Origin of the sequence: Streptomyces sp. NPDC005899 (genome assembly GCF_040629645.1) — a bacterium.
GTDB lineage: Bacteria > Actinomycetota > Actinomycetes > Streptomycetales > Streptomycetaceae > Streptomyces.
Genome location: NZ_JBEXWB010000057.1, coordinates 1 through 25354, shown reverse-complemented (window position 1 = coordinate 25354; position 25354 = coordinate 1). Strand labels below are relative to the sequence as shown.

Genomic DNA, 25354 nt, shown 5'->3' with positions numbered 1-25354 from the left:
CATGTTCCAGGGCGGCCACCACCGGTGAAAGGTGCGCCGCCCGTCGTGCGTACAGTCAGCGGGGGCCGGGGCCCGAGCGCTGCGCTCCGCGTCCCCCGCCCGTAAGCGGAACGGGACGGTGGGACGTCAGTGCGCGCCGCCCTGCGCCTCGAGGCGCTTGTAGGAGGCCTCGATCTCGGCCTCCGCCTCGGCGCGGCCGACCCAGTCGGCGCCCTCGACGGACTTGCCGGGCTCCAGGTCCTTGTAGACCTCGAAGAAGTGCTGGATCTCGAGGCGGTCGAACTCCGACACGTGGTGGATGTCGCGCAGGTGCTCCACCCGCGGGTCGGACGCCGGGACGCACAGCAGCTTGTCGTCGCCGCCGGCCTCGTCGGTCATCCGGAACATGCCGATGGCGCGGCACTTGATGAGGCAACCGGGGAAGGTCGGCTCGTCCAGGATGACCAGCGCGTCCAGCGGGTCGCCGTCCTCGCCGAGGGTGTTCTCGACGAAGCCGTAGTCGGCCGGGTAGCTGGTCGAGGTGAAGAGTCGACGGTCCAGGCGGATCCGACCGGTCTCGTGGTCCACCTCGTACTTGTTCCGCGAACCCTTCGGGATCTCGATGGTGACGTCGAACTCCACGGGTGGCTCCTCCATGATCAACACATACGACTGGTGGTTAAGTGTCCCTCACGCAGACGAGTGCTCGCGAAAGGGGCTGGTCAACGGTGGCCGAGCCGGTGGATGGACCGACGGACCAGCCGTTGAGCCGGTGGCGCGGGTGGAAAAAACCGGGACGCCCGGGGCCGGGTGGCGCTTCGGGCGACCGGCGGTTCGTCGCCTGCTCCGCGGTGCTCGGCCTGGCGGTCGCCGCCGGGGCCGTCCTCGCCGCCGGTCCCTGGGACTCCGGTCAGCGTAAGGCCGAGCTGGACCGGGTGGTGGCCGGTGCGCGCGCGGGTGGCGCACATCACCAGGGGACCGCGCCCGGGGCACCGGACCCCGCGGCGAGCGCGCCGGCCGTCCTGACCGCCCTGGGGGCCGCGGAGTACGTCGGGGAGGCCGCGGGCGGCGGCGGCCTGAAAGCCGTTCTCGCGCCCCTGCTGGACGACCCGGCCCTCGGCACGCTGCGCACCGCCGCGGTCGTCGACACGGCCACCGGGAAGCAGGTGTACGCCCGCGGCGCCGCCACACCCATGACCCCCGCCTCCACCGTGAAGCTCGCCACCGTCACCGCCGCGCTCTCCGCGCTCGGCCCCGGCCACCGGATCCCCACCACCGTCCGGGTGTCGAAGGACGGGAGGACGGTCACCCTCGTCGGCGGAGGCGACCCCACCCTCGACGAGGCAGCGCTGAGGGACCTCGCCGCCGGGACGGCGCGCGCCCTGCGCCCGAGCGGGACCGGGCCCGTCACCCTGGTGTACGACGCGTCGCTGTACTCGGGCCCCGCGCTGCACGCCATCGGTCCCAACGAGAACATCGCCCCCGTCAGCGCGCTCATGGTCGACGAGGGGCGCCTCGACGACAGCGGCAAGGGACCCGCCCCCCGCACCGGCGATCCGGCCCGGGACGCCGCCCGGGCCTTCGCGGACCTGCTCGGCGAGGCCGGTGTCGACACCCGGCCGAAGCCCACCCGGGGCCGGGCGGCGGCCGGCTCCACGACCGTGGCCACCCACCTGTCGGAGCCACTCGCGGCCCTGGCCGAACGCACCCTGACCAACAGTGACAACGACATCGCCGAGGCCCTGGCCCGGCAGACCGCGCTGAAGGCGGGCGCGCCGGCCTCCTTCGCAGGGGGGCGGCGGGCCGTGACCGGACGCCTGAGGCAACTGGGCCTGCCGGTCGCCGGTGCGCGTCTCGCCGACGGCAGCGGACTCGACCGCGCGGACAAGGTCACGGCCGGGCTCCTCACCGGGCTGCTCGCGCTCGCCGCCGGCCCCGCTCACCCCGAACTGCGCCCGGTGCTCACCGGTCTGCCGGTGGCCGGATTCAGCGGGACGCTCGGCAGCCGTTACGCGGCGACGTCCCTGGGAACCGGCCTGGTCCGGGCCAAGACCGGCACACTCACCGGCGTGAACGCGCTCGCCGGGACGGCTGTCGGCCCGCACGGCCGGCTCCTGGCCTTCGCCTTCCTGGCTTCGGGCACCACGTCCCCGCACGAGGCGGAGACGGCCCTGGACGCTCTGGCCACCGCACTCACCCGGGGGACCCGTTGAGAGGCTGACACCCCGCCGCGCGGCGGCCGCCTCACGTACGGTTGACGCATGACGAGCATCGGTGGTGCCGAGATGGTCGACTGGAAACTCGCGGTCGCGACCGCGACCCGGTTCGTGCGACCGGGTCCCGAAATCAGCCGTGAGGAGGCCCGCGCCGTCGTCGCGGAGCTCCGTCGGCATGCCAAGGCCTCGGAGGAACACGTCCGTTCCTTCACCCGGATGATCCCGGAGGGCCACGAACCCGAGGACACGCCGGTCCTGGTCGTCGACCGGGCGGGCTGGATCCGGGCCAACGTCGCCGGCTTCCGTGAACTGCTGGGTCCCCTGCTGGGCAAGATGCAGGACCGCCGCGGCAGCGGCCCCGGCGGCATGGTGCTCGGCGCGGTCGGCGGCAAGGTGACCGGTGTCGAACTGGGCATGCTGCTGTCGTTCCTGGCCTCCCGGGTCCTGGGGCAGTACGAGACCTTCGCGCCCGCCACCCGGGAGCTGCCCGCCTCCGCCGAGGGCGGCGGCAGGCTCCTGCTGGTCGCCCCCAACATCGTGCACGTCGAACGCGAACTCGGCGTCGAACCGCATGACTTCCGGCTCTGGGTGGCCCTCCACGAGGAGACCCACCGCACCCAGTTCACCGGCGTGCCCTGGCTCCGCGACCATCTGCGGGGCGAGATCCAGTCGTTCCTCGACGAGACGGACGTCGACCCGATGACGGTCCTGGAGCGCCTGCGGGAGGCCGCCCAGACCTTCGCCGGGGGCAGCCGCCCCGAGGGCGAGCGGGGCGAGGACGGCGACGACGGCGGGCGCAGTCTCGTCGAGATCGTCCAGACGCCCGCGCAGCGCGAGATCCTCGGCCGCCTCACCGCGGTGATGTCCCTCCTCGAAGGCCACGCGGACTTCGTGATGGACGGGGTGGGCCCGGAGGTGGTGGGCTCCGTCGCCGAGATCCGGGAGAAGTTCCAGCAGCGCCGGGCGCGCGGGGCCAGCCGCCTGGACCTGGCGCTGCGCAAGCTCCTGGGGCTCGACGCCAAGCTGCGCCAGTACCGCGACGGTGAGAAGTTCGTGCGCGCCGTGGTCGACGAGGTCGGCATGGACGGCTTCAACCGGGTGTGGACCTCCCCGAACACGCTCCCCACGAAGGCGGAGATCGCCGCGCCCGCGGACTGGGTGGCCCGCGTGCACCGCAGGGCGGATTCGTGACCGGGGCCTGACCGACGGCCGCGGATTGCCCTTCCAATCACCCATCCGAGGGACCGTGAGGGCATGGGAAGGCGTGCAATGCTCGGTGGACAGCTCGGCTCTGTCACCATCGACGCACTCTGAGTGACGGGACCCTCCCGGGTCCCGCACTCCGAGGCACCTCCCGAAACTCCACCGAAGGGCACCGGACATGGGTCCCCATCCAGCGGTCGCGGCGATACGCCTGGCGGTCCGCCGCGTACTTCACGACGTCGTCACCGAACACAACCGTCACAGCGAACAGGCCGGCCGTGCGGAGTTCGCGGAGGCCGGAGCGGGCAGCCGGCGCGCCGGGCTCCCGGACCGGCCGGAGACCCCGCTGGTGCTCGTGGCCTGCTCGGGGGGCGCCGACTCCATGGCGCTGGCCTCCGCCCTCGCCTTCGAGTCCCGCAAACTCCCCGTGCGCGCCGGCGGCATCACCGTCGACCACAACCTCCAGCCCGGCTCCGGACTCCGCGCCGACGAGGTCGTCACCCGCCTCGCCGGCATGCGGCTCGAACCGGTCGAGGCCGTCGCCGTGCACGTCGGCCGCGAGGGCGGGCCCGAGGCCGCGGCCCGGGAAGCCCGGTACGCCGCACTGGACGCCGCCGCGGAGCGCCACGGCGCCGCCGCCGTCCTCCTCGGCCACACCCGCGACGACCAGGCCGAGACCGTCCTGCTCGGTCTCGCCCGCGGTTCCGGCATCCGCTCGCTCTCCGGGATGGCCGCGGCCTCCGGGCCGGCCGGCCGCTACCGTCGCCCCTTCCTCCAGCTGGACCGCCAGACCGCCCGCAAGGCCTGCATGGTCCAGTCGCTCCCCGTCTGGGACGACCCGCACAACGCCGACCCCGCCTACACCCGGTCCCGCCTGCGCCACGAGGGCCTGCCCGCCCTGGAGAAGGCGCTGGGCAAAGGCGTCGTCGAGGCTCTCGCCCGCACGGCCCAGTTGTCCCGCGACGACGCGGACGCCCTGGACACCTGGGCCGCCGAGGCCGCCCGCTCGGTGTGCGACGACGACGGGCGGCTGGAGTGCGCCAAGCTCTCGGTCCTGCCGCCCGCGGTGCGTCGCAGGGTGCTGCGCCGGGCCGTGATGGACGCCGGATCCCCCGCCGGTTCGCTCTTCGCCCGCCACATCGAGGAAGTCGACCGGCTGATCACCGGCTGGCGCGGTCAGGGCGCCATCAACCTGCCGGGCCGCGTCGAGGCGCTGCGGCAGGGTGGCAGACTGGTCATCCGGCAGAGCTGAAACGCAAGCGGCTGAAGTGCAGGCGAAACGGCAGGCCCGCCCCGGTGAACGGTCCGGGTCCGGCAGGCGAGAAAGAGACGCGGGTGAACGAGAAGGACATGGGCACCGACCTTCAGTCGGTGCTCATCACCAAGGAAGAGATCGACGCGAAGCTCGTCGAGCTCGCGGCGAAGATCGACGCGGAGTACGCGGGCAAGGACCTGCTCATCGTCGGCGTGCTCAAGGGCGCGGTGATGGTCATGGCGGACCTGGCCCGCGCGCTGTCCACCCCCGTCACCATGGACTGGATGGCCGTCTCCTCCTACGGGGCGGGCACCCAGTCCTCGGGCGTCGTCCGGATCCTGAAGGACCTCGACACCGACATCAAGGGCAAGCACGTCCTGATCGTCGAGGACATCATCGACTCGGGTCTGACGCTGTCCTGGCTGCTGACCAACCTCGGCTCCCGCGAACCGGCGAGCCTGGAGGTCTGCACGCTCCTGCGCAAGCCGGATGCCGCGAAGGTCGCGATCGACGTGAAGTGGGTCGGCTTCGACATCCCCAACGAGTTCGTCGTCGGCTACGGGCTGGACTACGCGGAGAAGTACCGCAACCTGCCCTTCGTCGGCACGCTCGCCCCGCACGTGTACGGCGGCTGACACCGGGCCGGCGGAGCCCGCCGAACCGGGACCGGCTCCGGGGAACCCTCACCGTCCCCCCGCCGTTGAGCCTTCGAAGGCGGGTCGACAGACGTCCCCTGCGGTCGAAGGTGGCAATGCTGGGGTACCGTCCGAAGAACAGTCTTTTCTCACAGCAGCATTTACCTACGGGCAGGAGGGACGGGGCGACTTCGCTCCGTATGGATGGACGTGAAGCGATACTTCCGTGGGCCGGTCATGTGGATCGTGCTGGCCGTCCTCGCCGTGGTCGTGTTGATGCAGGTCGTCGGCTCGTCGGGCGGCTACAAGACGGTGGACACCGGCAAGGTGATCCAGGCGATCAGCAACAACCAGGTGGAGCAGGCCAAGCTGACCACCGGTGACGAACAGATTCTCAAGATCGAGCTGAAGGACAAGGAAAAGCTCAAGGGCGAGTCCGGCAGCAAGTTCCAGGCGAGCTACATCGGCAACCAGGGTGTCGAGCTGGCCGACACGCTGCAGAAGAAGTTCGAGAGCGGTGACATCGAGAAGGGTTACACCGTCTCGCCGTCGAAGCAGTCCCCGTTCGTCTCGATCCTCCTCTCCCTGCTGCCCTTCGTCCTGATCGTCGTCGTGTTCCTGTTTCTGATGAACCAGATGCAGGGCGGCGGCTCCAAGGTCATGCAGTTCGGCAAGTCCAAGGCGAAGCTGATCACCAAGGACACGCCGAAGACGACCTTCGCCGACGTGGCGGGGTCGGACGAGGCCGTCGAGGAACTGTACGAGATCAAGGAGTTCCTCCAGGAGCCGGCGAAGTTCCAGGCCGTCGGCGCCAAGATCCCGAAGGGTGTCCTGCTCTACGGGCCGCCCGGTACGGGCAAGACGCTGCTCGCCCGCGCCGTCGCGGGTGAGGCGGGCGTGCCGTTCTACTCGATCTCCGGTTCCGACTTCGTCGAGATGTTCGTCGGTGTCGGTGCATCCCGGGTCCGTGACCTCTTCGAGCAGGCCAAGGCGAACGCCCCGGCGATCGTCTTCGTCGACGAGATCGACGCCGTCGGCCGGCACCGCGGTGCCGGGATGGGCGGCGGTCACGACGAGCGCGAGCAGACGCTCAACCAGCTGCTCGTCGAGATGGACGGCTTCGACGTGAAGGGCGGCGTCATCCTGATCGCCGCCACCAACCGGCCGGACATCCTGGACCCGGCGCTGCTGCGTCCCGGACGCTTCGACCGGCAGATCGCCGTCGACCGGCCGGACATGCAGGGCCGTCTCGAGATCCTCAAGGTGCACCAGAAGGGCAAGCCGGTCGCCCCCGACGTCGACCTCAACGCGGTCGCCCGTCGTACGCCCGGCTTCACCGGTGCCGATCTGTCGAACGTGCTGAACGAGGCGGCGCTCCTCACGGCGCGCAGCAACAAGAAGCTGATCGACAACCACATGCTCGACGAGGCCATCGACCGCGTCGTGGCGGGTCCGCAGAAGCGGACCCGGATCATGTCCGAGAAGGAGAAGAAGATCACCGCGTACCACGAGGGCGGACACGCCCTGGTCGCGGCGGCGTCTCCCCAGTCGGACCCGGTCCACAAGATCACGATCCTCTCCCGGGGCCGTGCCCTCGGCTACACGATGGTGCTCCCGGAAGAGGACAAGTACTCCACGACGCGCAACGAGATGCTCGACCAGCTGGCGTACATGCTGGGCGGGCGCGCGGCCGAGGAGCTGGTCTTCCACGACCCGACGACCGGTGCGGCGAACGACATCGAGAAGGCCACCGCGACGGCCCGCGCGATGGTCACGCAGTACGGCATGACCGAGCGGCTCGGCGCGATCAAGTTCGGTGGTGACAACACCGAGCCCTTCGTGGGCCGGGAGATGGGCCACCAGCGCGACTACTCGGAAGAGGTCGCGGCACTGGTCGACGAGGAGGTCAAGAAGCTCATCGAGACCGCCCACAACGACGCGTGGGAGATCCTCGTCGAGAACCGCGACATCCTCGACGCCCTGGTCCTCGAGCTCCTCGAGAAGGAGACGCTCGGCAAGGAGCAGATCGCCGAGATCTTCGCCCCGATCGTGAAGCGCCCGGCTCGTCCGGCGTGGACCGGTTCCGCCCGCCGGACGCCGTCCACCCGTCCGCCGGTGCTCTCCCCGAAGGAGCTGGCCCTGACCAACGGCACGAACACCGCCAACGGTTCGGGTACACCGCCGGAGATCGCCCCGACGGACATGTCCAAGGACATCGGCACCTCCCCGGAGGGGCTGCCGGAGGAGCGTCCCGAGAGCTGAGATCCGTTTCGCCTCGCCCGGTGTGTTCCCTGTCACGGGTTCACCCCGGGGTCCGGAATGGATGCCGCGCCCCCCAGGTTCTAGCCTGTGGGGGCGCGGCTTTTTCCGTTCGCCTGCGTCGGGCCTGCCGCTGTTCGAGATGTCCGGGCGGGCCCCGCGCTTGGGACAGCACAGAGGAACGAGGCACAGATGACCGACCCGGTGACGATCGAAGGGCAGAGGCCCATCGGCGTGTTCGACCAGAAGCGGGCCGAGTCCGCCGTACGGGAGCTCCTCATCGCGGTCGGCGAGGACCCGGATCGCGAAGGGCTGCGCGAGACCCCGGGCCGGGTGGCGCGTGCCTACAAGGAGATATTCGCGGGCCTCTACCAGGAGCCCGAGGACGTCCTGACGACCACGTTCGACCTCGGGCACGACGAGATGGTCCTGGTGAAGGACATCGAGGTCTACAGCACCTGTGAGCACCACCTGGTGCCGTTCCGCGGCGTCGCGCACGTCGGGTACATCCCCGCGACCAGCGGCAAGATCACGGGGCTGTCGAAGCTGGCGCGGCTGGTGGACGTCTACGCCCGGCGCCCCCAGGTCCAGGAGCGGCTCACGACGCAGATCGCCGAGTCGCTGATGGCGATCCTGGAGCCGCGCGGGGTCATCGTGGTGATCGAGTGCGAGCACATGTGCATGTCGATGCGGGGCATCCGCAAGCCCGGGGCGAAGACGCTCACGTCCGCCGTGCGCGGCCAGCTGCGCGACCCGGCCACCCGCGCGGAGGCGATGAGCCTCATCATGGCGCGCTGAACCCAACCGGGGCCGGGCCGGGTCGCCCGCCTCACCGGGGCCGGGCCGGGTGGCCCGCCTCTCAGGCCACCGTCGCGGTGTTCCCGTGGTCGTCCTTGTCCTCCGGGAGCTTGCAGACCCGCTCGAGGAAGAAGGCGGCCGCCACCACCGCGGCGCCGGCGAGGACGGCGAAGCCGGCGTAGATCGCCTGGTCACGGCGGGGCGGTACGTCGAGGTAGCTGAGCAGGAAGACGCCCGTGCCGCCGTACATACCGGCGACCAGCGCGGTGACGAGGGCGCTGGCCTGCCCGAAGACCACGGCACGCGCCGCCATCAGCGGCTCCACGCCCTTCGCCCCCGGGCGGCGCTCCCGCTGGGCGCGGAGGCGGGCCCGGATCGACAGGGCGGTGGCGAGCAGGACGGCGGCGATCGCCGCCAGCACGATGGGCGCGGCGAGCGGCACGCTCGGCAGCGTGCCCAGGGAGTCCCAGAGGCGGGAGCCGCCCCAGGACAGGACGCCCGCTCCGGCGAAGATTCCGGCCAGTAGCCCGAGCCGTAGTTGCCTCACCGAGAGTGCCGCCCTTCGCCGCCGTTGCCCATGTCGTACGTCATCGAGCCTAACGACTACTCGGGGAGGCGGAGTTCCAGGTCGGCCCGGACGAGAACGCCGTCACGGCCGACCCCCTCCAGGAGCTGTCCGACGGGGCCGGCGCCGGGCAGCTGGGCGTCCGGGTCCACGTCGTGCCAGGGCGCGAGGACGAAGGCGCGCTCGCGGGCGCGCGGGTGGGGCAGGGTGAGCACCGGGTCGTCGGAGACCACGTCGGCGTACGAGACGATGTCGACGTCGATGGTGCGGGGCCCCCAGCGCTCCTCGCGGACCCGGTCGAAGGCATCCTCGATGGCCTGGCCGCGCTCCAGGAGGGAGGACGGCGGCAGCGTCGTCCGCACGACGACCACGGCGTTGAAGTACGACGGCTGGGTGCCGGGCGCCACGCCCCAGGGCTCCGTCTCGTAGACCGGGGACACGGCCTTGACCCGCAGGCCCGGGGTGTCCTCCAAGGCGTCGACGGCGCCCTGGAGGGTCTCCAGCCGGTTGCCGAGGTTGGAGCCGAGGGAGATCACGGCGCGCTTGGGGTTGGACAGGGTGACGTCTGCCGCGTCCACCTGCTCGACCACGGCGGCGGGAACCGGCTGGACCGTCGGATCGCTCTGTCCCTCGGTGGAGAATGCAGTCATGCTCGGCTCCGGGTGATGGTGATGGTCACGTCGTCGAAGGGGACCGTGATCGGCGCGTCCGGTTTGTGGACGACGACCTCGACCTCCTCGACCCCTGCGTGCTTGAGGCACTGCTGTGCGATGCGTTCCGCGAGGGTCTCGATCAGGTCGACCGGCTCGCCCTTGACCACGGCGACGGCCTCTTCCGCGACCACGCCGTAGTGCACGGTCTTCGTCAGGTCGTCGTCGGCGGCCGCGGGACGGGTGTCCAGGCCGAGGACCAGGTCCACGATGAAGGTCTGGCCCTCCTCCCGCTCCCGGGGGAAGACACCGTGGTGCCCGCGGGCCTTGAGGCCGCGCAGCGCGACACGATCCACGCGAATCACTCCTGCTGTCGTTGGTCGGGGCGGCACCCGGACGCGTGCGGGCGTGAAGGTGCCGTCTTTCGAATCTACCCGCGAGCACCGGCGGGTCCCACGTGCGGGGGCCGGGGGTATCTGCCCGGCACGGAGCCGGTAGGCGCGTATACCCCGGGATGCCGCCGTTCAATCCCCGTGATCGCGTGCCGCGCGAGGGTCCCCGCCGCCCGCCCGCTCAGGACGGGGACTCCTCGTCCTCCTCCTCGCCGGTCTCCGCCAGGACGGGGGAGCCGTGGTGGGACCACAGCTTCCAGCCGTCCGGAGTGCGCCGGAACACGTTGGTGGCGACGACGAGCTGGCCGACGAGCGGCCCGAGCGCGTCGCCCTCCTCCGCGGGACCGCCGCTGAGGATGTTCTCGGTGCAGGTCACCAGGGCGGTGTCACCGGTCATCGAGACGCCGACATCGGTCAGGAAGAACTGGATGTACTCGGTGTTGGCCATGATCAGCGCGTAGCTGCGGAGCACCTCGCCGCGTCCGGTGAGCACGGGCCAGCCGGGGTGGACACAGGAGACCGTGAGGTCCTCGCCCGGTAGCCAGAGGTCGGACAGCGCGTCGAGGTCGCCTCGTTCCATCGCCTCGTAGAAGGCGGTGTTGGCCCGATCGAGGGCCTCGAAGTCCGCCGCGACGTCATCGCGTCCGTCCCCGGGGGAGTTCACGCGGCTCCCTCCACGGCGCGGGCGACCCGGACGGCGTCGGCCGTGGGCCGGACGGCGTGCACCCGGACCGCCCAGGCGCCCGCGTGCGCCGAGAGGGCGGAGACCGCGGCCGTCGCGGCGTCGCGCTCCCGTGCGGGCGGCGGGGGCGTGCCCTCACCGGCCAGGACGTGTCCGAGGAAACGCTTGCGGGAGGCGGCGACGAGCAGGGGCCGGCCCAGCTCGCCCAGCCGGGGCAGCCCGGCGAGGAGAGCCAGGTCCTGGACGCCGTTCTTCGCGAAGCCCAGCCCCGGGTCGATCACCAGCTTCTCCGGGGACACGCCGCCGTCGATCACGGCTTCCATGCGGGCGCGCAGCTCCTCGACCACCTCCGTGACGACGTCGCCGTACACGGCGCGACTGTTCATCGACTCGCTGAAACCGCGCCAGTGCATCACGACGAACGGCACCCCGGCGGCGGCGACGACCGGCACCATGTCCGGGTCGGCGAGGCCTCCGCTCACGTCGTTGACCAGAGCCGCGCCGACGGCGACGGCCTGCTCGGCCACGCGGGCCCTCATGGTGTCCACGGAGACGGTGACGCCCTCCGAGGCGAGCCCCCGCACGACGGGGATCACCCGGCGCAGTTCCTCCGCCTCGTCCACGCGGCTGGCGCCGGGGCGGGTCGACTCACCGCCCACGTCGACGAGGTCCGCCCCCTCGGCCTCGAGTCCCAGGCCGTGCTTGATCGCCGCGGTCGTGTCGAACCAGTGACCTCCGTCGGAGAAGGAGTCGGGGGTCACGTTCACGACACCCATGACCGCGCAGCGGTCCCACTCCGGCAGACCCTGCACTGTGCCCCGTCCTCGCAACGTACTCATGGCACCAGCCTAGGCCCGGGAACGTGCCCGTCAGGCCGGGCGGACTCCCCGCTCGGCGGTCAGGTCGGGGCGGTGGCCGCAGGGCCGGGGGCTGCGGGTGCGGAACGGGCGGGGCGGTGCGAGGTTCACGAAGCCCTCCGCCCGGAGGGCGGCGAGACCGATCCGGGGCAGGTCGCGGCCCGCGCGGTAGACGACGAAGCGGGGCTCCCAGCGTGGCCGGAACTTGGCGTTGAACCGGTAGAGCGACTCGATCTGGAACCAGCGGGACAGGAAGATGAGCAGGCCGCGCCAGCAACGCAGCACCGGCCCGGCGCCCAGGCGTTCACCGCGTGCGAGGGTCGAGCGGAACATGGCGAAGTTCAGCGAGACGCGGGCGACGGAGAGTGCCGGGGCGGCCTGGAGGGAGGCCACGATCAGCAGCTCGTTCATGCCGGGATCGGCCGAGCGGTCGCGTCGCATCAGCTCCAGGGAGAGACCGTCGCGCCCCCACGGCACGAAGTGGAGCACCGCCTTCAGGTCGCCGTGCGGGGAGCCCTCCGCCCCGGGATCGGCCAGATGGGCGGTCGCGACGACGCAGTCGCCGTCGGCCGGGTCACCGATGCGGCCCAGTGCCATGGAGAAGCCGCGCTCGGTGTCGGTGCCGCGCCAGTCGGCTGCTGCCCGGCGGATGCGGGCGAGTTCCGCGTCACCGATGTCGCGCACGCGCCGGACCCGGGTCTCGTAGCCGTTGCGCTCGATGCGTTTCACCATCTGGCGCACGTTGCGCATGGCGCGCCCGGCCAGGGAGAAATCCGCGGCATCCACCACCGCCTCGTCACCGATCTCCAGCGCGGACAGCCCCGTCTCACGGGTCCACACCTCGCCGCCGGTCTCGCTGCACCCCATCACCGCCGGTGTCCACGAGTGCGCCCTGGCCTCGTCCATGAAGCGCTCGATGGCTCCCGGCCAGGCCTCCACGTCGCCGATGGGGTCGCCTCCGGCGAGCATCACGCCCGACACCACGCGGTAGCAGACGGCCGCCTTGCCACTGGGGGAGAACACGACACCCTTGTCCCGGCGCAGGGCGAAGTGCCCCAGGGAGTCACGGCCGCCGTGCTTGTCGAGCAGGGCCCGCAGCCGTGCCTCGTCGTGCTCGTCGAGGCGGGCCGCCGGGTGCTCGGGGCGGAAGGCGAGGTAGATCGTGGTGACGGCGGTCAGCAGGCCCAGCGATCCCAGGGAGTACGCCACCGTCCACGAGGTGGCCCCCGCGTAGTCCACCGGCCCTTCGAGCCCGAACAGGCCGTACAGCACGTGCTGGAGCCGGTCGGCGATGGACGGGTTTCCCACCACACGGCCGGGGTGGACGCTGACGACGACCAGGCCGAGAGCCATCGAGCCGGCGCCGAGCAGGACGAAGTTGGCCAGCGCCCGCCAGCGGCTCCTGGGGTCGGGAAGGGCCGCGAACTGCTTGCGGTGGCGTACCAGGAGGAAGCAGAGCGCGAGCGAGAGGAGGACGCCGATCAGCGAGTGCCGGTAGACGAACTGGGCCACGGCTCCCGCGGGCAGCAGGACGACGGCGGCCCGCCAGGCGCGCCGCTTGTGCCGCTTGATGCCGTGGGCGAGCAGGAGCAGCAGGACGCCCGAACTGAGGGACAGCGCCGCCGCGAAGGGGCCGAGGGCGCCGGGCAGCACCTCGGCGAGGGTGTGCATCCTGCTGTGCCGGAAGCGGGGGAACACCCCTGCGGCGACATCGATCAGCCCGACGGCCGCACAGGCGCGTCCGACCAGTACCGGTACCGTTTCGGGCCGTGGTCCGCGCAGGAGGCCGCGTCCGCGGACCGCGAGCGGAACCTTTCCTGACGTATCCCCATCTACCGTGACAGACATCGCTTCCCGTGGCTCCGCGAGAGATTCCTGAGTCCGCCGGCCGAAGCCTCTACGGACGATGTGCGACCTCTAGGACGAGGCTTCCGCGGAGTGGGTTCATCCTCTTTGTGGAAATTTCCCGCACAGAAAGCTCATCTGTACTCATGGGTCTCACCAGCAACGCTGTTCTGGCCGTAGCGGCAGGACTGGCCGTCGCCCTGTTCGCCGCCACGGTCCGGCTCTGGCCCCGGCTGGCCGCCCGTACCGCCCGCGCGGTGGCGGGCAGGGTCGCCCTCCTGCTGGCCACCCAGCTGGCGCTCTTCGCCGCCGTCGGGCTGCTGGCCAACAACTCCTTCCTCTTCTACGGTTCCTGGGCCGACCTCTTCGGCCGGCAGCAGGAACTGGGCACGGTCGTCGACCACGGAGCAGCCGGGCCGTCCGGCAGTACCGCGGTCCGGGTCGGCAGCGTGCGGCCGGACGTCCCCGGAGGCGGGAAGCCCGCGGCCGGCGGCCGGATCGACAAGGTCGTCGTCCGGGGTCACGCGTCCGGCATCGACAGCCCGGCGTACGTCTACCTGCCGCCCGAGTACTTCCAGCCGTCTCACGCCGGACGGAGCTTCCCCGCGGTCGTCGTGCTCACCGGCTACCCGGGCACGGCCGAGAACCTGCTGAAGGGGCTGCGCTATCCGCGGACCGCCCACGAGAGGGTGGCGGCGGGCAGGGCGCAGCCGATGGTCCTCGTGATGCTACGGCCGACGGTGGCGCCGCCCCGGGACACCGAGTGCGTGGACGTCGCGGGCGGTCCGCAGACCGAGACCTTCTTCGCGCGCGACCTGCCGCAGGCGGTCTCCGGGGCCTACCGGGTCGGTGACCGGGCCCGCAACTGGGGCATCATCGGCAACTCGACCGGTGGGTACTGCGCCCTGAAGATCGGGCTGCACCACCCGGACAGGTTCGCGGCGAGCGCCGGTCTCTCCGCGTACTACGAGGCGGCCGAGGATCCGACGACCGGTGACCTCTTCCACGGCGACCGGACGGCGCGTCACCGTGCCGACCTGCTGTGGAGTCTGCGGCACCGGCCCCCGGCCGCCTCGTCGTTCCTGGTCACGACGTCCCGGGAGGGGGAGGACAACCTCCGGGGGACCGAGGAGTTCATCGCCCGGGTGAAGGCTCCCGCCAGGGTCTCCTCGATCGTGCTCGACAGCGGCGGGCACAACTTCAACACCTGGCGCCGGGAGATCCCTCCCGCCCTGGAATGGCTGAGCGGACGGCTCAGCGGCAGCTGACCCCGGTGGCCACCGGTGGCCGCCCCGGCCTCATCGGGTGGCGGAGGCCGTCACCGTCTCGACCGCCACCTCGGCGCGCGGCACGTCCCGCGCGTCCGCGCCGATCGAGCGGCGCAGCGCCTCGTGGAGGCGGGCGGGCGTGAGGACGCCCAGGTACCGGCCGCCCTTCTCGTCGACGACGGCGATCCAGCCCGCGTCGTGCTGGAGCATCGTGGCGAACGCCCGTCTCAGCGGCGCGCCGAGCGGGAGCCACGCCTCCATCGGGCGGGCGTGATCGCGGACCGTGCCCGGGGGTGTCGCCGGCCCGGAGCCGCCGGCGGGTATCCATCCGTGCGGCTTGTCCCCGCCGTCCAGCACCACCGCCCAGGGCGCGCCCACGGCCCGCAGCCGCTCGGTCGCGTGCGCCAGGGAGTCGTCGAGGCGCACGACCGGCGGCTGGTCCAGGTCGCCCTCCTCGACGGGCGTGACCGACAGCCGCTTCAGGCCCCGGTCCGACCCGACGAAGTCGGCGACGTACGGGGTCGCGGGCGCCCCGAGCACGGTGGCGGGGGTGTCGAACTGGTCGATGCGCCCCTGCCCGTACACGGCCATGCGGTCACCGAGCCGGACGGCCTCCTCGATGTCGTGCGTGACGAACAGCACCGTCTTGCGGACCTGCGCCTGCAGGGCGAGGAACTCGTTCTGGAGCCTCTCCCGGACGACGGGGTCGACCGCGCCGAAGGGCTCGTCCATCAGCAGGACCGGTGGGTCGGCGGCCAGCGCCCGGGCGACTCCGACGCGCTGCCGCTGGCCGCCGGAGAGCTGGTCGGGGTAGCGGTCGCCGTAGACGGAGGGGTCCAGCCCGACGAGATCGAGCAGTTCGGCGGCGCGCTCGGTGCCCTTCCCCTTCTTCCAGCCCAGGAGGCGGGGCACCGTCGCCGTGTTCTCCAGGACCGTCCTGTGCGGGAAGAGCCCGACCTGCTGGATCACGTAGCCGATGCGGCGGCGCAGTCGCACGGGGTCGATGGCCGACACGTCCTCCCCGTCGAGGAACACCCGCCCCTCGGTCGGCTCGGTCAGACGGTTCACCATCTTCATGGTGGTCGTCTTGCCGCAGCCGGACGGTCCGACGAGCGTGACCAGTTCACCCTCGGCGACCTCGAAGGAAAGGTCGTCGACGGCGGTGGTGCCGTCGGGGTACCGCTTGGTGACGTGCTCGAAACGGATCATGGTTCCCCATTGTGACGCGGGTTCTGTGAAGGACATGTTGCCGGAACACGACAGCCTCGGCGATTGTCGGTGGTCGGGGATAGGGTCGCCGGTGATCGGATCCGCCGCGGGGCGGCGCGGTGAACAGGGAGGTGAGGGGCGGGTGGCGGAGCGGAACTGCCTGGTGGCGAACGACTGGGTCTGCGGGGAGTACCTGCGCTCACGCAGCCAGGAGCTGACCGATGCGACCGTGCAGCACATCTGGATCACGCTGGTCTCGGTGCTGATCGGGCTCGCCGTCGCCTTTCCGCTCGCGCTGCTCGCACGCCGCGGGCGCCACTTCGCCGGACCGGTCCTCGGCCTGACCACCGTGCTGTACACCGTGCCGTCGCTGGCCATGTTCTCGCTGCTGCTGCCGGTCTTCGGGCTGTCCGCCGCTCTCGTCGTCACCGGCCTGGTGCTCTACTCGCTGACGATCCTGGTGCGCAACATCCTCGCCGGCCTCGAAGCCGTCCCCCAGGAGGCGAAGGAGGCGGCGCGGGGTATGGGATACGGCCCCGGCAGGCTGCTGTGGGAGGTCGAACTCCCGCTGGCGCTGCCCGCCGTGATGGCCGGTCTGCGGGTCGCCACCGTCTCGACGGTCGCTCTGACCACGGTCGGCTCCCTCGTCGGCAAGGGGGGCCTCGGCAATCTCATCGAGGACGCCCTCCCCAGCTTCTTCAAGGCCCAGGTGCTGGCCGCCTCCGTACTGTGCGTGCTGCTCGCGGTGGCGGCGGATCTGCTGCTGCTCGGTCTCCAGCGCCTGCTGACACCCTGGACGCGGATACGGAAGCCTGCCGCGGCTCCGGGGCCGGCGGGCGTCGTGACGACGGAGGCGGGCTGAGCGATGGGCGTCATCGGGGACGCGTGGGCTTGGCTCACGACCGGCGCCAACTGGGCCGGGGACGACGGGGCCGCGCACCGGCTGGGTGAGCACCTGTTCGTCAGCGGCGTCGCCCTGGCGGCCGCCTGCGCCCTCGCCCTGCCGCTCGCGCTGTACCTGGGCCACATCGGCAGGGGGGGTGCGCTCGCGGTCAACATCTCCAACGTGGGCCGGGCCGTTCCCGTCTTCGCGGTACTCGCCCTCTTCATGATGACCCCCCTGCGCAACTCGGGCTACCTGCCGACGGTCATCGCACTCGTGCTGTTCGCCGTGCCGCCGCTGCTCACCAACGCCTACGTCGGAATGACGGAGGTGGACCGGTCGGTGGTGGAGGCCGCACGGGGTATGGGGATGTCGGGAGGCCAGCTGTTCCTCCGGGTCGAGCTCCCGCTCGCCTACCCGATGGTCATGACCGGGCTCCGGTCCGCCGCCGTCCAGGTCGTCGCCACCGCGTCGATCGCGGCGATGGTCGGTCTCGGCGGCCTCGGCCGGATCATCACCGCCGGATTCAACACCTATGACACGGCGCAGGTCTTCGCCGGCGCCGTGCTGGTCGCCCTGCTCGCCCTGGTGGTCGAGGGCGTGCTGCTGGCGCTGGACCGGCTGCTGTCGCCCGGCCGGCGCCGCCGGCCGGCATGAGCCGGGCCTCCCTTGGACGTGTACACATTCACCTTTCGCGGACGGAGAACATCATGAGCAGGACCTCGCGTGCAGCGGGTGCGGTCGTCGCGGTGATCGCACTGGCGGGTTCGCTCGCCGCCTGCGGTGGCGACAGCCTGGAGAAGGAGAAGAAGGGACCGGACGCGAGCGCGGGCGCCGGCTCGGAGAAGGGCTCGCTGGTGGTGGGAGCCGCCGCGTTCACCGAGTCCAAGGTCCTCGCCGAGTTGTACGCACAGCTCCTTCGCGACACCGGATACACCACCTCGATCACCACGGTGAAGAACCGCGAACTGTACGAACCCTCTTTGGAGAAGGGCGAGATCGACGTCGTCCCCGAATACGCGGCGACGATCGCCGAATTCCTCAACGCCAAGGTCAACGGGGCGAAGAAGGCGGAGGCGGCGCCGGTCGCCTCGGGGGACGCGGCGGCCACCGTGGCGGCTTTGGAGAAGCTCGCCACCCCACTCGGGCTGAAGGTCCTTCCGGCGGGCAAGGCGGTCGACCAGAACGCCTTCGCGGTGTCCCGGGAATTCGCCCGGAAGAACAGTCTCAGGACACTTTCGGATCTGGGTGAGTCGAAGGTCGGCGTGAAGATCGCCGCAGGTGACGAGTGCGCGGTCCGCCCGTTCTGCGCCCCCGGCCTGAAGAAGACGTACGGAATCGACGTCGCCGGTATCGATCCCAAGGGCGTCGGCACCCCGCAGTCCAAGCAGGCGGTCAAGGACGGCAAGGCCCAACTCGTCCTCACGACCACGACGGACGCGGTGCTGGACACCTACGGGCTGGTGTTCCTGGAGGACGACAAGAAACTGCAGAACGCCGACAACGTCCTGCCGGTACTCAACGCGAAGGACGCGGGATCACCGGAGATCGCCGAGGCCCTCGGGAAGCTCACCGGCGTACTCACCACGGAAGACCTCGCACAGCTCAATCTCAAGGTCGACGCGGAGCGCGTCAAGCCCGCCGACGCGGCCGAGGACTATCTGCGGTCGAAGGGCCTGATCGAGAAGTAGAAGGGCACCCGGAAGGGGCGAGGGGCGGCCCTCAGGTAACCGGCGGGGAACAGATTGCCGGGTGGCCTCCCAAGTGGCCCGTGCACACGGTAAATTTCGGGCCATGCCACGAGGACGTCACCGCCATTCGCCACCCCTGCACAGAATCCTGCCGCCTTCCGTGGTGGCCGGAGTGTCGGTCGTCTGCGCCGCCGGAGCCTGGCTCCTCACGGATCCGCTGCCCCTGCGCGGCCTCGTGGCGGCGACGGCCGCCGTCGCCCTCTCCGGCGCGTATCTGATGCGCAGCTGGGACCGGGCCGCGGGGCTGCGTGTGGCGGAGCTGACCCGGGCGAGGGCCGGCGACGAGTGGAAGGCCGAGGAGCGGATAGCCGAACTCGAGACCGACCTCGAGGAGGCACGGGAGCTGCGCACCCGGCTGGAGACGAAGCTGCGCCGCAAGCGCGTGGAGCTCGCCGGCCTGCGGGGTGAGCACGCCGCGCTGCTGCGGCGCTACGCCACCGCCGAGACGGAGCGGGCCAGCGCCCTGGAGGGCCGCAGGCAGCTCGCCATCGAGGCGGCCGCGCCGCACGAGCTGCCCGCCGCGCGGTCCACGCCCACCCCGGGCGCCTACCTGCGAGCGGCCCAGGCCCTGCGGGACCTGACGCGCAACGCCGCGCTCCAGGAGGCGGGGCGCACGGCCGGGTCGGCCAGGCAGCGCGATCTCGCCGAGCGGGCCGCGGAGAGGGACACGGAGGAGCAGGGCTCCACGGGGAAGCACGCGGCGGTCGCCGGAGAGGGTGACCACCAGCACCGCCGTGCGTCCGCGCCCCGCCCCGTCCCCCAGCCGTCGCCCGCACCCGAGCGCGCGGCCCGCGCCGTCCCGATGGCCTCGGCCGTCGTCCCGTACGCGACCGCGCGCCGCCACCTCGTCCCGCAGGGAAGCTTCGACTTCTTCGGCACGCAGAAGGCGGACGCCGCCGCGCTCGAGTCGGTGCAGAACGAGGACCTCGCCGACGTGGTGGGCGAGGAGGCGCTGGCGGCCCACCGTACGGGCGCCGCCGAGAACCGTGCCGTCGGCAAGGTCATCGACCTGACCGCGCACGACGAGACGGAACAGCTGGACGTCGTGCGGCTGCGTAGCGCGATCTCGTAGCCCGTCCGCCCCGGTGGCGGGTGGAGGCGTGTCCCACCTCCCGCGTCCTGCGTGTCGGGTCCTACTTGTCGATGTCCCCGACGACGAAGAAGAGCGAGCCGAGGATCGCGACCATGTCGGCGACCAGCGTCCCCGGCAGCAGCTCGGTGAGCACCTGGATGTTGTTGTACGAGGCGGAGCGGAGCTTCAGCCGGTACGGGGTCTTCTCACCCGTGGACACCAGGTAGTAGCCGTTGATGCCGAGCGGGTTCTCCGTCCACGCGTAGGTGTGGCCCTCCGGCGCCTTCAGCACCTTCGGCAGCCTCTGGTTGATGGGCCCGGGTGCCAGCGACGCCATCCGGTCCAGGCACGCGTCGGCCAGGTCCAGCGCGTTGTGCGTCTGCTCCAGCAGGCACTCGAAGCGGGCCAGGCAGTCGCCCTCGGTCCGGGTGACCACCTTCAGCGTGTCCCGCAGCTCCCCGTACGCCAGGTACGGCTCGTCGCGCCGCAGGTCGAAGTCGACCCCGGACGCCCGGGCGATCGGGCCGGACACCCCGTAGGCGTGCACCGCCTCGGCGGACAGGACCCCGACCCCGCGGGTGCGGCCGCGGAAGATCTCGTTGCCCAGGACCAGCCGGTCGTAGACGTCCATGCGGGAGCGTACGGAGGCGACGGCGTCCCGGGCCCGGCCGAGCCAGCCCGCGGGCAGCTCCTCCTTGAGCCCGCCGACCCGGTTGAACATGTAGTGGATCCGGCCGCCGGACACCTCCTCCATCACGGCCTGCAGCTCCTCCCGCTCCCGGAACGCGTAGAACACCGGGGTGATCCCGCCGAGTTCGAGGGGGTAGGAACCGAGGAACATGAGGTGGTTCAGGACCCGGTTCAGCTCCGCCAGCAGGGTCCTCGTCCACACGGCACGCTCCGGGACCTCCATGCCGAGCATGCGCTCGACGGCCATGACGACCCCGAGCTCGTTGGAGAAGGCCGACAGCCAGTCGTGGCGGTTGGCGAGCATGATGATCTGGCGGTAGTCCCGTGCCTCGAACAGCTTCTCCGCGCCGCGGTGCATGTAGCCGATGACCGGCTCCGCCTGCTGGATCCGCTCGCCGTCGAGTACGAGCCGGAGCCGGAGCACACCGTGCGTGGAGGGATGCTGCGGACCGATGTTCAGCACCATGTCGGTGCTCTCTGCCGCGCCGCCGATGCCGACCGTCGTCTCCGTCATGCGGGACAGTATCCCTCCTGGCGTCCGCGGTCAGGCGGCGGAGCCCGATGTCACCCGGTGCCGCAGCCAGCCGAAGTCGCCCAATCCGCCGCGCGCCGTGAGTTCGGCCGCCTCGCCCGCCGAGGCGAGCGCCCGGACATAACCCGCCGGATCGGCCGACGCCCGCGAGAGCGGCGGCCGGTCGCCACTGACACCCAGCTCCCGCAGCGCCGCCCGCTGGTCCAGCAGTTCGGCCGCGCCGCCGGCCGCCGAGGCGCAGGCGTCCAGCGCCACGTGCGAGGTCAGGTCGCAGCTGCCGTCGGGCACGGGCCGCACCTCGCGTCCCGCCCGGAAGCCGGTCAGCGTCCCGAACGGCGGCCTGGCCCCCCGCACATGGGCGTAGTCCACCGCTACCGCTTCCCCCTCCTCCAGGGAGGCGACCGCGCGGGCCCACGCCTCGTCCCGCGGGCGGCCGATCTCCGCGCGCTCGCCGGGCCGCGACAGCGGCCACCAGCGGTCCAGCCACCGCGCGTCCGCGCCGTCGACGGGGTCGCCCAGCCGCTCCGCGCCGTCGGCCGCCCGCACGAGCACGTAGCGGGCCACCCCGTCCTCGTCCACCTCGGCGATGTCCGTCGGGACGTTGTCCAGCCACTCGTTGGCGAACAGCAGCCCCCGCGTCCCCCGGGGCGGCGCGGAGCACCACTCGATGTCCGGGTCCAGACCCGGAGGGCGCGGGGCGAGTTCCACCGCGTAGGCCCGCACGGTCACGTCCCGCCCGACGGGCCGGTCCCGGAGCGCCGCGAGCACCCCGGTCAGCAGCTCACCCCTGCCCGCGCCGACGTCCACCAGGTCGACCGTGTCCGTCCCCAGCCGGCCGGCCGTTCCGGTCAGCAGCTCCGCGACGGCCGCCGCGAAGAGCGGGGAGGCGTGCACCGAGGTGCGGAAATGGCCGGCAGGGCCCTCCGCGCCACGGTAGAAGCCCCTTTGTCCGTACAAAGCGGTCTCCGCCGCTTCCCGCCAACCGCGCCACTCATACGTCACGTAGGCAAGTCTCCACCTTGGGGAGTACGGTCCCAGGACCTGGATCGGCCCTCGGGCTGACCCGGGCACCGATCGGCTGTCCCTACGCTGGGTAACGTGCAGCGCCTCTACGATTTCATCCGCAGACACCCGACGGGCGTCGACACCTTCTGGGCTGTCGTCCTCCTCGGGCTCTCCGGCATGTCCATCGTGGCCGACCAGGTCGGCGTCGGCGGGGAGCAGGTCGCCGCCGTGCCGATCGCCGTGGGCCTGTGCACCGTCGTCGCGCTGCGCCGCCGGGCACCGGAGAAGATGCTGCTGCTCGCGATCCTCATGGGTGTGGCGCAACTGCTGTTCGGCCTGCGCCCGAACGCGGCGGACTTCGCGCTGCTGGTGATCACGTACACGGTGGCCACGGCCGGGGAGCGCTGGGCCTCCCGGGTCGCGCTGGTGGGAAGCCTCTGCGCGGCCGGACTGTCCCGACTGCGCTGGCCGCAGGAGGCCCCGTCCACCAGCTGGTCGCAGTCGGTGTTCGTCGTCGTCGTGATGACCGTGCCCTTCGTCCTCGCGTGGGTGCTCGGCGACTCGATACGCACCAGGCGCGCCTACTTCAGCCAGCTGGAGGAGCGCGCGGCCCGGCTGGAGCGCGAGCGGGAGGCGCAGTCGAAGGTCGCCGTGGCCGCGGAGCGGGCCCGGATCGCCCGCGAGCTGCACGATGTCGTCGCCCACAACGTCTCGGTGATGGTGGTCCAGGCGGACGGTGCCGCCTACGTCATGGACGCCTCTCCGGACCAGGCCAAAAAGGCCCTGGAGACCATCTCCCACACCGGCCGCCAGGCGCTCGCCGAGATGCGCCGGCTGCTCGGGGTGCTGCGGACGGGCGATGCCGAGGAGGGCGGGGAGTACGTGCCCCAGCCCGACGTCGAGCAGATCGAGGACCTGGTGGGGCAGGTCAGGCGGACGGGCCTCACGGTCGACTTCAAGATCGAGGGGACCCCGCGGCCGCTGCCGAGCGGCGTGGAACTGACCGCGTACCGCATCGTCCAGGAGGCCCTGACCAACACCCGCAAGCACGGTGGCCCGGACGCGGGGGCGAGTGTGCGGCTGGTCTACTTCGACGACGGCCTCGGGCTGCTGGTCGAGGACGACGGCCGGGGCGCCGCGCACGAGCTCTACGAGGACGGCGGGGCGGACGGCGCGGGGCAGGGGATGATCGGCATGCGGGAGCGCGTCGGCATGGTCGGCGGCACGCTCGACGCGGGGCCGCGTCCGGGCGGCGGCTTCCGGATCAGCGCTCTCCTCCCGCTCAAGCCGGCCGGCCGGTGACTCCGCCAGCGACAGAAGGACAGGACATCTCATGGCGATCCGCGTGATGCTCGTCGACGACCAGCTGCTGCTACGCGCCGGCTTCCGGATGGTGCTGGCCGCCCAGCCGGACATGGATGTCGTCGCGGAGGCGGGCGACGGGGCCGAGGCGATCGAGGTCCTGCGGGCGACCGCCGTCGACGTGGTGCTGATGGACGTCCGCATGCCGCGGCTCGACGGTGTGGAGGCGACCCGGCGCATCTGCGCACAGGTCGATCCGCCGAAGGTGCTGATCCTGACCACCTTCGACCTCGACGAGTACGCGTTCTCCGGGCTGAAGGCGGGCGCCAGCGGCTTCATGCTGAAGGACGTCCCGCCCGCCGAACTGCTCTCCGCGATCCGGTCCGTGCACAGCGGCGACGCCGTCGTGGCCCCGTCCACCACCCGCAGGCTGCTCGACAGGTTCTCCCCGATGCTGCCGAGCAGCGGCAAGGCACCGCAGCACCAGAACGTCGGCAGGCTGACCGAACGTGAGCGCGAGGTCATGCTGCTGGTCGCCCAGGGGCTGTCCAACGGGGAGATCGCCGCCCGCCTGGTGCTGTCGGAGGCGACCGTGAAGACGCACGTCGGCCGTATCCTCACCAAGCTGTCCCTGCGCGACCGCGTGCAGGTCGTGGTACTCGCCTACGAGACGGGCCTGGTCAGGGCCGGCGGCCAGCCGGGCTGAAGGACGGGCCCATCCGGCCGGGGCTCAAGGACGGGCCCATCCGGCCGGGGCTGAAGGACGGGCCTCCGGCTGACCGGCGGGCACCGCTCCGCCCGGCGGCCGCCGCCTGCCGGGCGTCGGCCCCTGCCGCCTTCCGGCGGGGTTCCTCAGCGCAGTACGCCCTCCAGGAAGTCGCTGCCCAGGCGGGCCACCACGGTCAGGTCCAGCGCGTGCAGGACGTACCGGCCGCGCCGCCGGGTGGTCACCAGGCCGGCCTTCTTGAGGACGGCCAGGTGGCGGGAGACCTCGGGGGGCGTGATGCCGTGCGCGTCGGCGAGCTCGCCCGTGGTGTACGGGGAACGGGCCAGGTTGCGGCAGAGGCGCATCCGCATCGGGTGGGCCAGGGCCTCCATCCTGAGCTGGAGCAGCTCGACGGAGGCCGGCGAGGGCAGCTCGGGCGCGTGCACCGGGTACTGGATCACCGGGCGCCAGCCCGGGGCGTGCAGCACCATCAGGTGGGGCCAGCCGAAACTGGTCGGGATGAGGGTGAGGCCGGCGCCCGCCGCGGAGCCGGCGGCGTCGGCGCGTCCGACGCTCAGTTTGTCGATGCTGATCAGGCCCGCCTCCTCGTCCAGGGACAGAGCGGCCGAGACGGCACCCATGGCCGCCGCCACGCCCTTGCGCCGCAGTACCTCGGTCTTGTGGCGGGCGTCGGCGGCCAGCTGCACCTGGACACGCCGCCAGGTGGCGGAGAAGAAGGCCTGGTCGCAGTCCTCGAAGAGACGGCGCAACCAGCGGCGCACCGTGGCGGGGTCGCTGAGCAGCTGCCGGGTGAACTCCGTCTGCTTCGGCCCCCTGGCCGCCGCGAGGTCGAGCGCGCGACCGCGCATGGCGGCGTCGGTGAGCGGCGAGGGAGCTCCCGTGTCGTACTGGCCGGCGCAGGTGAACTCCACGGCGGCGGCGACGAACCGTTCGTCGTCGAGTGCGTCGAGGATGTCGAGGTCCTCGGCCAGGGTGGAACCGGTCCTGCCGTCCCCGCCCCGGACACCGGCGAACGGCATGAAGACGTCGGAGAAGGTGTTCCGCCAGAGGAACTCGGCCTCGTGCAGCCGGTCCGCCAGGCCGGGTTCCAGCGCGGCGGCCGTCGCGGTCGCCCAGCCGTGCAGGCCCGGATGGTGCCCCGGCTCGGAGAGCGCGTGCAGAGCCAGCCCGAGCTCGGCGAGGGGCGAGATCTCGAAGACTATGCGCTCGGGGGGCAGGCCGGCGATGTCGATGTGCACACTCACCCCTCCATAGTGCGGGCCGGAGGAGAGGGGCCCGGCGCCACTTGACGGTGGCCGTCAATCCACGGGCCGGCCGGTGGGGACGGGGCCACGCTGGAGGTATGGACATCGTTCAGCAGCACATGCTCGACAGCTACCGCGCGGCCCGGCACGGCGAGGTGCCGCCGCCACTGCCCGGCCGGCACGACAGGGACGTCCTGCGCGGGTTTCGCCGGAGATTCCGCGCCTGGACCGAACGCCCGGGCGGGGGTGGTGGCTGAGCCGGCCGCCCGGACCGCCGGGGCGAGTGGTGCCGACCGGTGGGGCAGCCGGTCCGCCGGCCGGGGGCACGCGCCCGG

General features: G+C 71.9%; 25 protein-coding genes. 14 read left to right on the top strand and 11 right to left on the bottom strand.

What is annotated here, in order from left to right:
* Nucleotides 1-126: 126 nt before the first annotated feature.
* Complete coding sequence (locus tag ABZ371_RS10510) at nt 127-621, bottom strand: inorganic diphosphatase (RefSeq protein ID WP_003968257.1); 495 nt, start codon at nt 619-621, stop codon at nt 127-129.
* Nucleotides 622-743: 122 nt separating this feature from the next.
* Here ABZ371_RS10510 and dacB point away from each other — a divergent pair, with 122 nt between their 5' ends.
* The 6 genes from dacB to folE all read left to right on the top strand — a co-directional run bounded on the left by dacB (nt 744) and on the right by folE (nt 8345).
* Nucleotides 744-2192 (top strand): D-alanyl-D-alanine carboxypeptidase/D-alanyl-D-alanine-endopeptidase, encoded by a 1449-nt coding sequence (gene dacB, locus ABZ371_RS10505; RefSeq protein ID WP_358676363.1) that lies wholly within the window; start codon nt 744-746, stop codon nt 2190-2192.
* A 48-nt stretch (nt 2193-2240) separates the two neighbouring features.
* Complete coding sequence (locus ABZ371_RS10500) at nt 2241-3386, top strand: zinc-dependent metalloprotease (protein WP_358676354.1); 1146 nt, start codon at nt 2241-2243, stop codon at nt 3384-3386.
* A 190-nt stretch (nt 3387-3576) separates the two neighbouring features.
* Nucleotides 3577-4650, top strand: a complete 1074-nt coding sequence (tilS, locus tag ABZ371_RS10495; RefSeq protein ID WP_358676351.1) for a tRNA lysidine(34) synthetase TilS — start codon at nt 3577-3579, stop codon at nt 4648-4650.
* A gap of 98 nt (nt 4651-4748) precedes the next feature.
* Nucleotides 4749-5288 carry a hypoxanthine phosphoribosyltransferase gene (hpt, locus tag ABZ371_RS10490; protein ID WP_329238740.1) on the top strand — a complete coding sequence of 180 codons (540 nt, stop codon included), beginning with the start codon at nt 4749-4751 and terminating at the stop codon, nt 5286-5288.
* A gap of 204 nt (nt 5289-5492) precedes the next feature.
* Nucleotides 5493-7550, top strand: a complete 2058-nt coding sequence (gene ftsH / locus ABZ371_RS10485) for an ATP-dependent zinc metalloprotease FtsH (protein WP_358676348.1) — start codon at nt 5493-5495, stop codon at nt 7548-7550.
* A gap of 189 nt (nt 7551-7739) precedes the next feature.
* Entirely contained in the window at nt 7740-8345 is a 606-nt protein-coding gene (folE, locus tag ABZ371_RS10480; RefSeq protein ID WP_358676346.1) for a GTP cyclohydrolase I FolE, read from the top strand.
* A gap of 61 nt (nt 8346-8406) precedes the next feature.
* Here the strand turns inward: folE and ABZ371_RS10475 are convergent, their stop codons facing one another.
* The 6 genes from ABZ371_RS10475 to ABZ371_RS10450 form a co-directional block, all read right to left on the bottom strand.
* Nucleotides 8407-8892, bottom strand: coding sequence for a DUF3180 domain-containing protein (locus tag ABZ371_RS10475; RefSeq protein WP_358676343.1), 486 nt, complete (start codon nt 8890-8892; stop codon nt 8407-8409).
* 56 nt (nt 8893-8948) lie between these two features.
* Nucleotides 8949-9560 carry a 2-amino-4-hydroxy-6-hydroxymethyldihydropteridine diphosphokinase gene (folK, locus tag ABZ371_RS10470; RefSeq protein ID WP_358676340.1) on the bottom strand — a complete coding sequence of 204 codons (612 nt, stop codon included), beginning with the start codon at nt 9558-9560 and terminating at the stop codon, nt 8949-8951.
* Entirely contained in the window at nt 9557-9916 is a 360-nt protein-coding gene (gene folB, locus ABZ371_RS10465) for a dihydroneopterin aldolase (RefSeq protein ID WP_358676338.1), read from the bottom strand. The genes folK and folB overlap by 4 nt, the downstream gene beginning before the upstream one ends.
* A gap of 217 nt (nt 9917-10133) precedes the next feature.
* A complete protein-coding gene (locus ABZ371_RS10460) occupies nt 10134-10616 on the bottom strand; it encodes a nuclear transport factor 2 family protein (protein ID WP_358676335.1) in 483 nt (160 codons plus the stop codon).
* Nucleotides 10613-11410, bottom strand: a complete 798-nt coding sequence (gene folP / locus ABZ371_RS10455) for a dihydropteroate synthase (protein WP_358676360.1) — start codon at nt 11408-11410, stop codon at nt 10613-10615. Before folP ends, ABZ371_RS10460 begins: the two co-directional genes overlap by 4 nt.
* A 93-nt stretch (nt 11411-11503) precedes the next feature.
* Nucleotides 11504-13339: a phosphatidylglycerol lysyltransferase domain-containing protein gene (locus ABZ371_RS10450; protein ID WP_358676333.1), complete on the bottom strand. Its 1836-nt coding sequence runs from the start codon at nt 13337-13339 to the stop codon at nt 11504-11506.
* Nucleotides 13340-13482: 143 nt separating this feature from the next.
* Between ABZ371_RS10450 and ABZ371_RS10445 the strand changes: the two genes are divergently transcribed.
* Entirely contained in the window at nt 13483-14604 is a 1122-nt protein-coding gene (locus tag ABZ371_RS10445; protein WP_358676330.1) for an alpha/beta hydrolase-fold protein, read from the top strand.
* 30 nt (nt 14605-14634) lie between these two features.
* On the opposite strand, the gene ABZ371_RS10440 is transcribed toward ABZ371_RS10445, so the two are convergent.
* Nucleotides 14635-15813: a betaine/proline/choline family ABC transporter ATP-binding protein gene (locus tag ABZ371_RS10440; protein ID WP_358676327.1), complete on the bottom strand. Its 1179-nt coding sequence runs from the start codon at nt 15811-15813 to the stop codon at nt 14635-14637.
* A gap of 142 nt (nt 15814-15955) precedes the next feature.
* Between ABZ371_RS10440 and ABZ371_RS10435 the strand changes: the two genes are divergently transcribed.
* From ABZ371_RS10435 to ABZ371_RS10420, 4 genes are all read left to right on the top strand, one after another.
* Nucleotides 15956-16675: an ABC transporter permease gene (locus ABZ371_RS10435; protein ID WP_358676324.1), complete on the top strand. Its 720-nt coding sequence runs from the start codon at nt 15956-15958 to the stop codon at nt 16673-16675.
* 3 nt (nt 16676-16678) lie between these two features.
* Nucleotides 16679-17353 (top strand): ABC transporter permease, encoded by a 675-nt coding sequence (locus ABZ371_RS10430; protein ID WP_358676321.1) that lies wholly within the window; start codon nt 16679-16681, stop codon nt 17351-17353.
* Between the two features lie 53 nt (nt 17354-17406).
* Nucleotides 17407-18387, top strand: coding sequence for an ABC transporter substrate-binding protein (locus ABZ371_RS10425; protein ID WP_358676319.1), 981 nt, complete (start codon nt 17407-17409; stop codon nt 18385-18387).
* Between the two features lie 103 nt (nt 18388-18490).
* The gene (locus ABZ371_RS10420; RefSeq protein WP_358676316.1) at nt 18491-19519 is read left to right on the top strand and encodes a hypothetical protein; all 1029 of its coding nucleotides are present in this window, start codon (nt 18491-18493) and stop codon (nt 19517-19519) included.
* Between the two features lie 61 nt (nt 19520-19580).
* Here ABZ371_RS10420 and ABZ371_RS10415 read toward each other — a convergent pair whose 3' ends face one another.
* The gene (locus ABZ371_RS10415; RefSeq protein WP_358676313.1) at nt 19581-20723 is read right to left on the bottom strand and encodes an NADH-quinone oxidoreductase subunit D; all 1143 of its coding nucleotides are present in this window, start codon (nt 20721-20723) and stop codon (nt 19581-19583) included.
* Between the two features lie 30 nt (nt 20724-20753).
* A complete protein-coding gene (locus ABZ371_RS10410) occupies nt 20754-21743 on the bottom strand; it encodes an SAM-dependent methyltransferase (protein ID WP_358676311.1) in 990 nt (329 codons plus the stop codon).
* Nucleotides 21744-21839: 96 nt separating this feature from the next.
* Between ABZ371_RS10410 and ABZ371_RS10405 the strand changes: the two genes are divergently transcribed.
* Nucleotides 21840-23048 carry a sensor histidine kinase gene (locus tag ABZ371_RS10405; RefSeq protein WP_358676308.1) on the top strand — a complete coding sequence of 403 codons (1209 nt, stop codon included), beginning with the start codon at nt 21840-21842 and terminating at the stop codon, nt 23046-23048.
* A 31-nt stretch (nt 23049-23079) separates the two neighbouring features.
* On the top strand, nt 23080-23754 hold the full coding sequence (locus tag ABZ371_RS10400) for a response regulator transcription factor (RefSeq protein WP_358676305.1): 675 nt from the start codon (nt 23080-23082) through the stop codon (nt 23752-23754).
* Between the two features lie 146 nt (nt 23755-23900).
* Here ABZ371_RS10400 and ABZ371_RS10395 read toward each other — a convergent pair whose 3' ends face one another.
* Entirely contained in the window at nt 23901-25013 is a 1113-nt protein-coding gene (locus ABZ371_RS10395; protein ID WP_358676357.1) for a DUF5937 family protein, read from the bottom strand.
* Nucleotides 25014-25117: 104 nt separating this feature from the next.
* Here ABZ371_RS10395 and ABZ371_RS10390 point away from each other — a divergent pair, with 104 nt between their 5' ends.
* The gene (locus ABZ371_RS10390) at nt 25118-25276 is read left to right on the top strand and encodes a hypothetical protein (protein ID WP_358676302.1); all 159 of its coding nucleotides are present in this window, start codon (nt 25118-25120) and stop codon (nt 25274-25276) included.
* The last annotated feature ends 78 nt before the right edge of the window (nt 25277-25354 follow it).

What these genes read in the sequence shown, in the direction of transcription:
- folP (WP_358676360.1), bottom strand. Translation starts at nt 11,410, where the DNA reads ATGGGTGTCGTGAACGTGACCCCCGACTCCTTCTCCGACGGAGGTCAC.
- ABZ371_RS10420 (WP_358676316.1), top strand. Translation starts at nt 18,491, where the DNA reads ATGCCACGAGGACGTCACCGCCATTCGCCACCCCTGCACAGAATCCTG.
- hpt (WP_329238740.1), top strand. Translation starts at nt 4,749, where the DNA reads ATGGGCACCGACCTTCAGTCGGTGCTCATCACCAAGGAAGAGATCGAC.
- ABZ371_RS10450 (WP_358676333.1), bottom strand. Translation starts at nt 13,339, where the DNA reads ATGTCTGTCACGGTAGATGGGGATACGTCAGGAAAGGTTCCGCTCGCG.
- ABZ371_RS10415 (WP_358676313.1), bottom strand. Translation starts at nt 20,723, where the DNA reads ATGACGGAGACGACGGTCGGCATCGGCGGCGCGGCAGAGAGCACCGAC.
- ABZ371_RS10390 (WP_358676302.1), top strand. Translation starts at nt 25,118, where the DNA reads ATGGACATCGTTCAGCAGCACATGCTCGACAGCTACCGCGCGGCCCGG.
- ABZ371_RS10440 (WP_358676327.1), bottom strand. Translation starts at nt 15,813, where the DNA reads ATGATCCGTTTCGAGCACGTCACCAAGCGGTACCCCGACGGCACCACC.
- tilS (WP_358676351.1), top strand. Translation starts at nt 3,577, where the DNA reads ATGGGTCCCCATCCAGCGGTCGCGGCGATACGCCTGGCGGTCCGCCGC.
- ABZ371_RS10445 (WP_358676330.1), top strand. Translation starts at nt 13,483, where the DNA reads ATGGGTCTCACCAGCAACGCTGTTCTGGCCGTAGCGGCAGGACTGGCC.
- folK (WP_358676340.1), bottom strand. Translation starts at nt 9,560, where the DNA reads ATGACTGCATTCTCCACCGAGGGACAGAGCGATCCGACGGTCCAGCCG.
- folE (WP_358676346.1), top strand. Translation starts at nt 7,740, where the DNA reads ATGACCGACCCGGTGACGATCGAAGGGCAGAGGCCCATCGGCGTGTTC.
- ABZ371_RS10425 (WP_358676319.1), top strand. Translation starts at nt 17,407, where the DNA reads ATGAGCAGGACCTCGCGTGCAGCGGGTGCGGTCGTCGCGGTGATCGCA.
- ABZ371_RS10500 (WP_358676354.1), top strand. Translation starts at nt 2,241, where the DNA reads ATGACGAGCATCGGTGGTGCCGAGATGGTCGACTGGAAACTCGCGGTC.
- ABZ371_RS10400 (WP_358676305.1), top strand. Translation starts at nt 23,080, where the DNA reads ATGGCGATCCGCGTGATGCTCGTCGACGACCAGCTGCTGCTACGCGCC.
- ABZ371_RS10430 (WP_358676321.1), top strand. Translation starts at nt 16,679, where the DNA reads ATGGGCGTCATCGGGGACGCGTGGGCTTGGCTCACGACCGGCGCCAAC.
- ftsH (WP_358676348.1), top strand. Translation starts at nt 5,493, where the DNA reads ATGGACGTGAAGCGATACTTCCGTGGGCCGGTCATGTGGATCGTGCTG.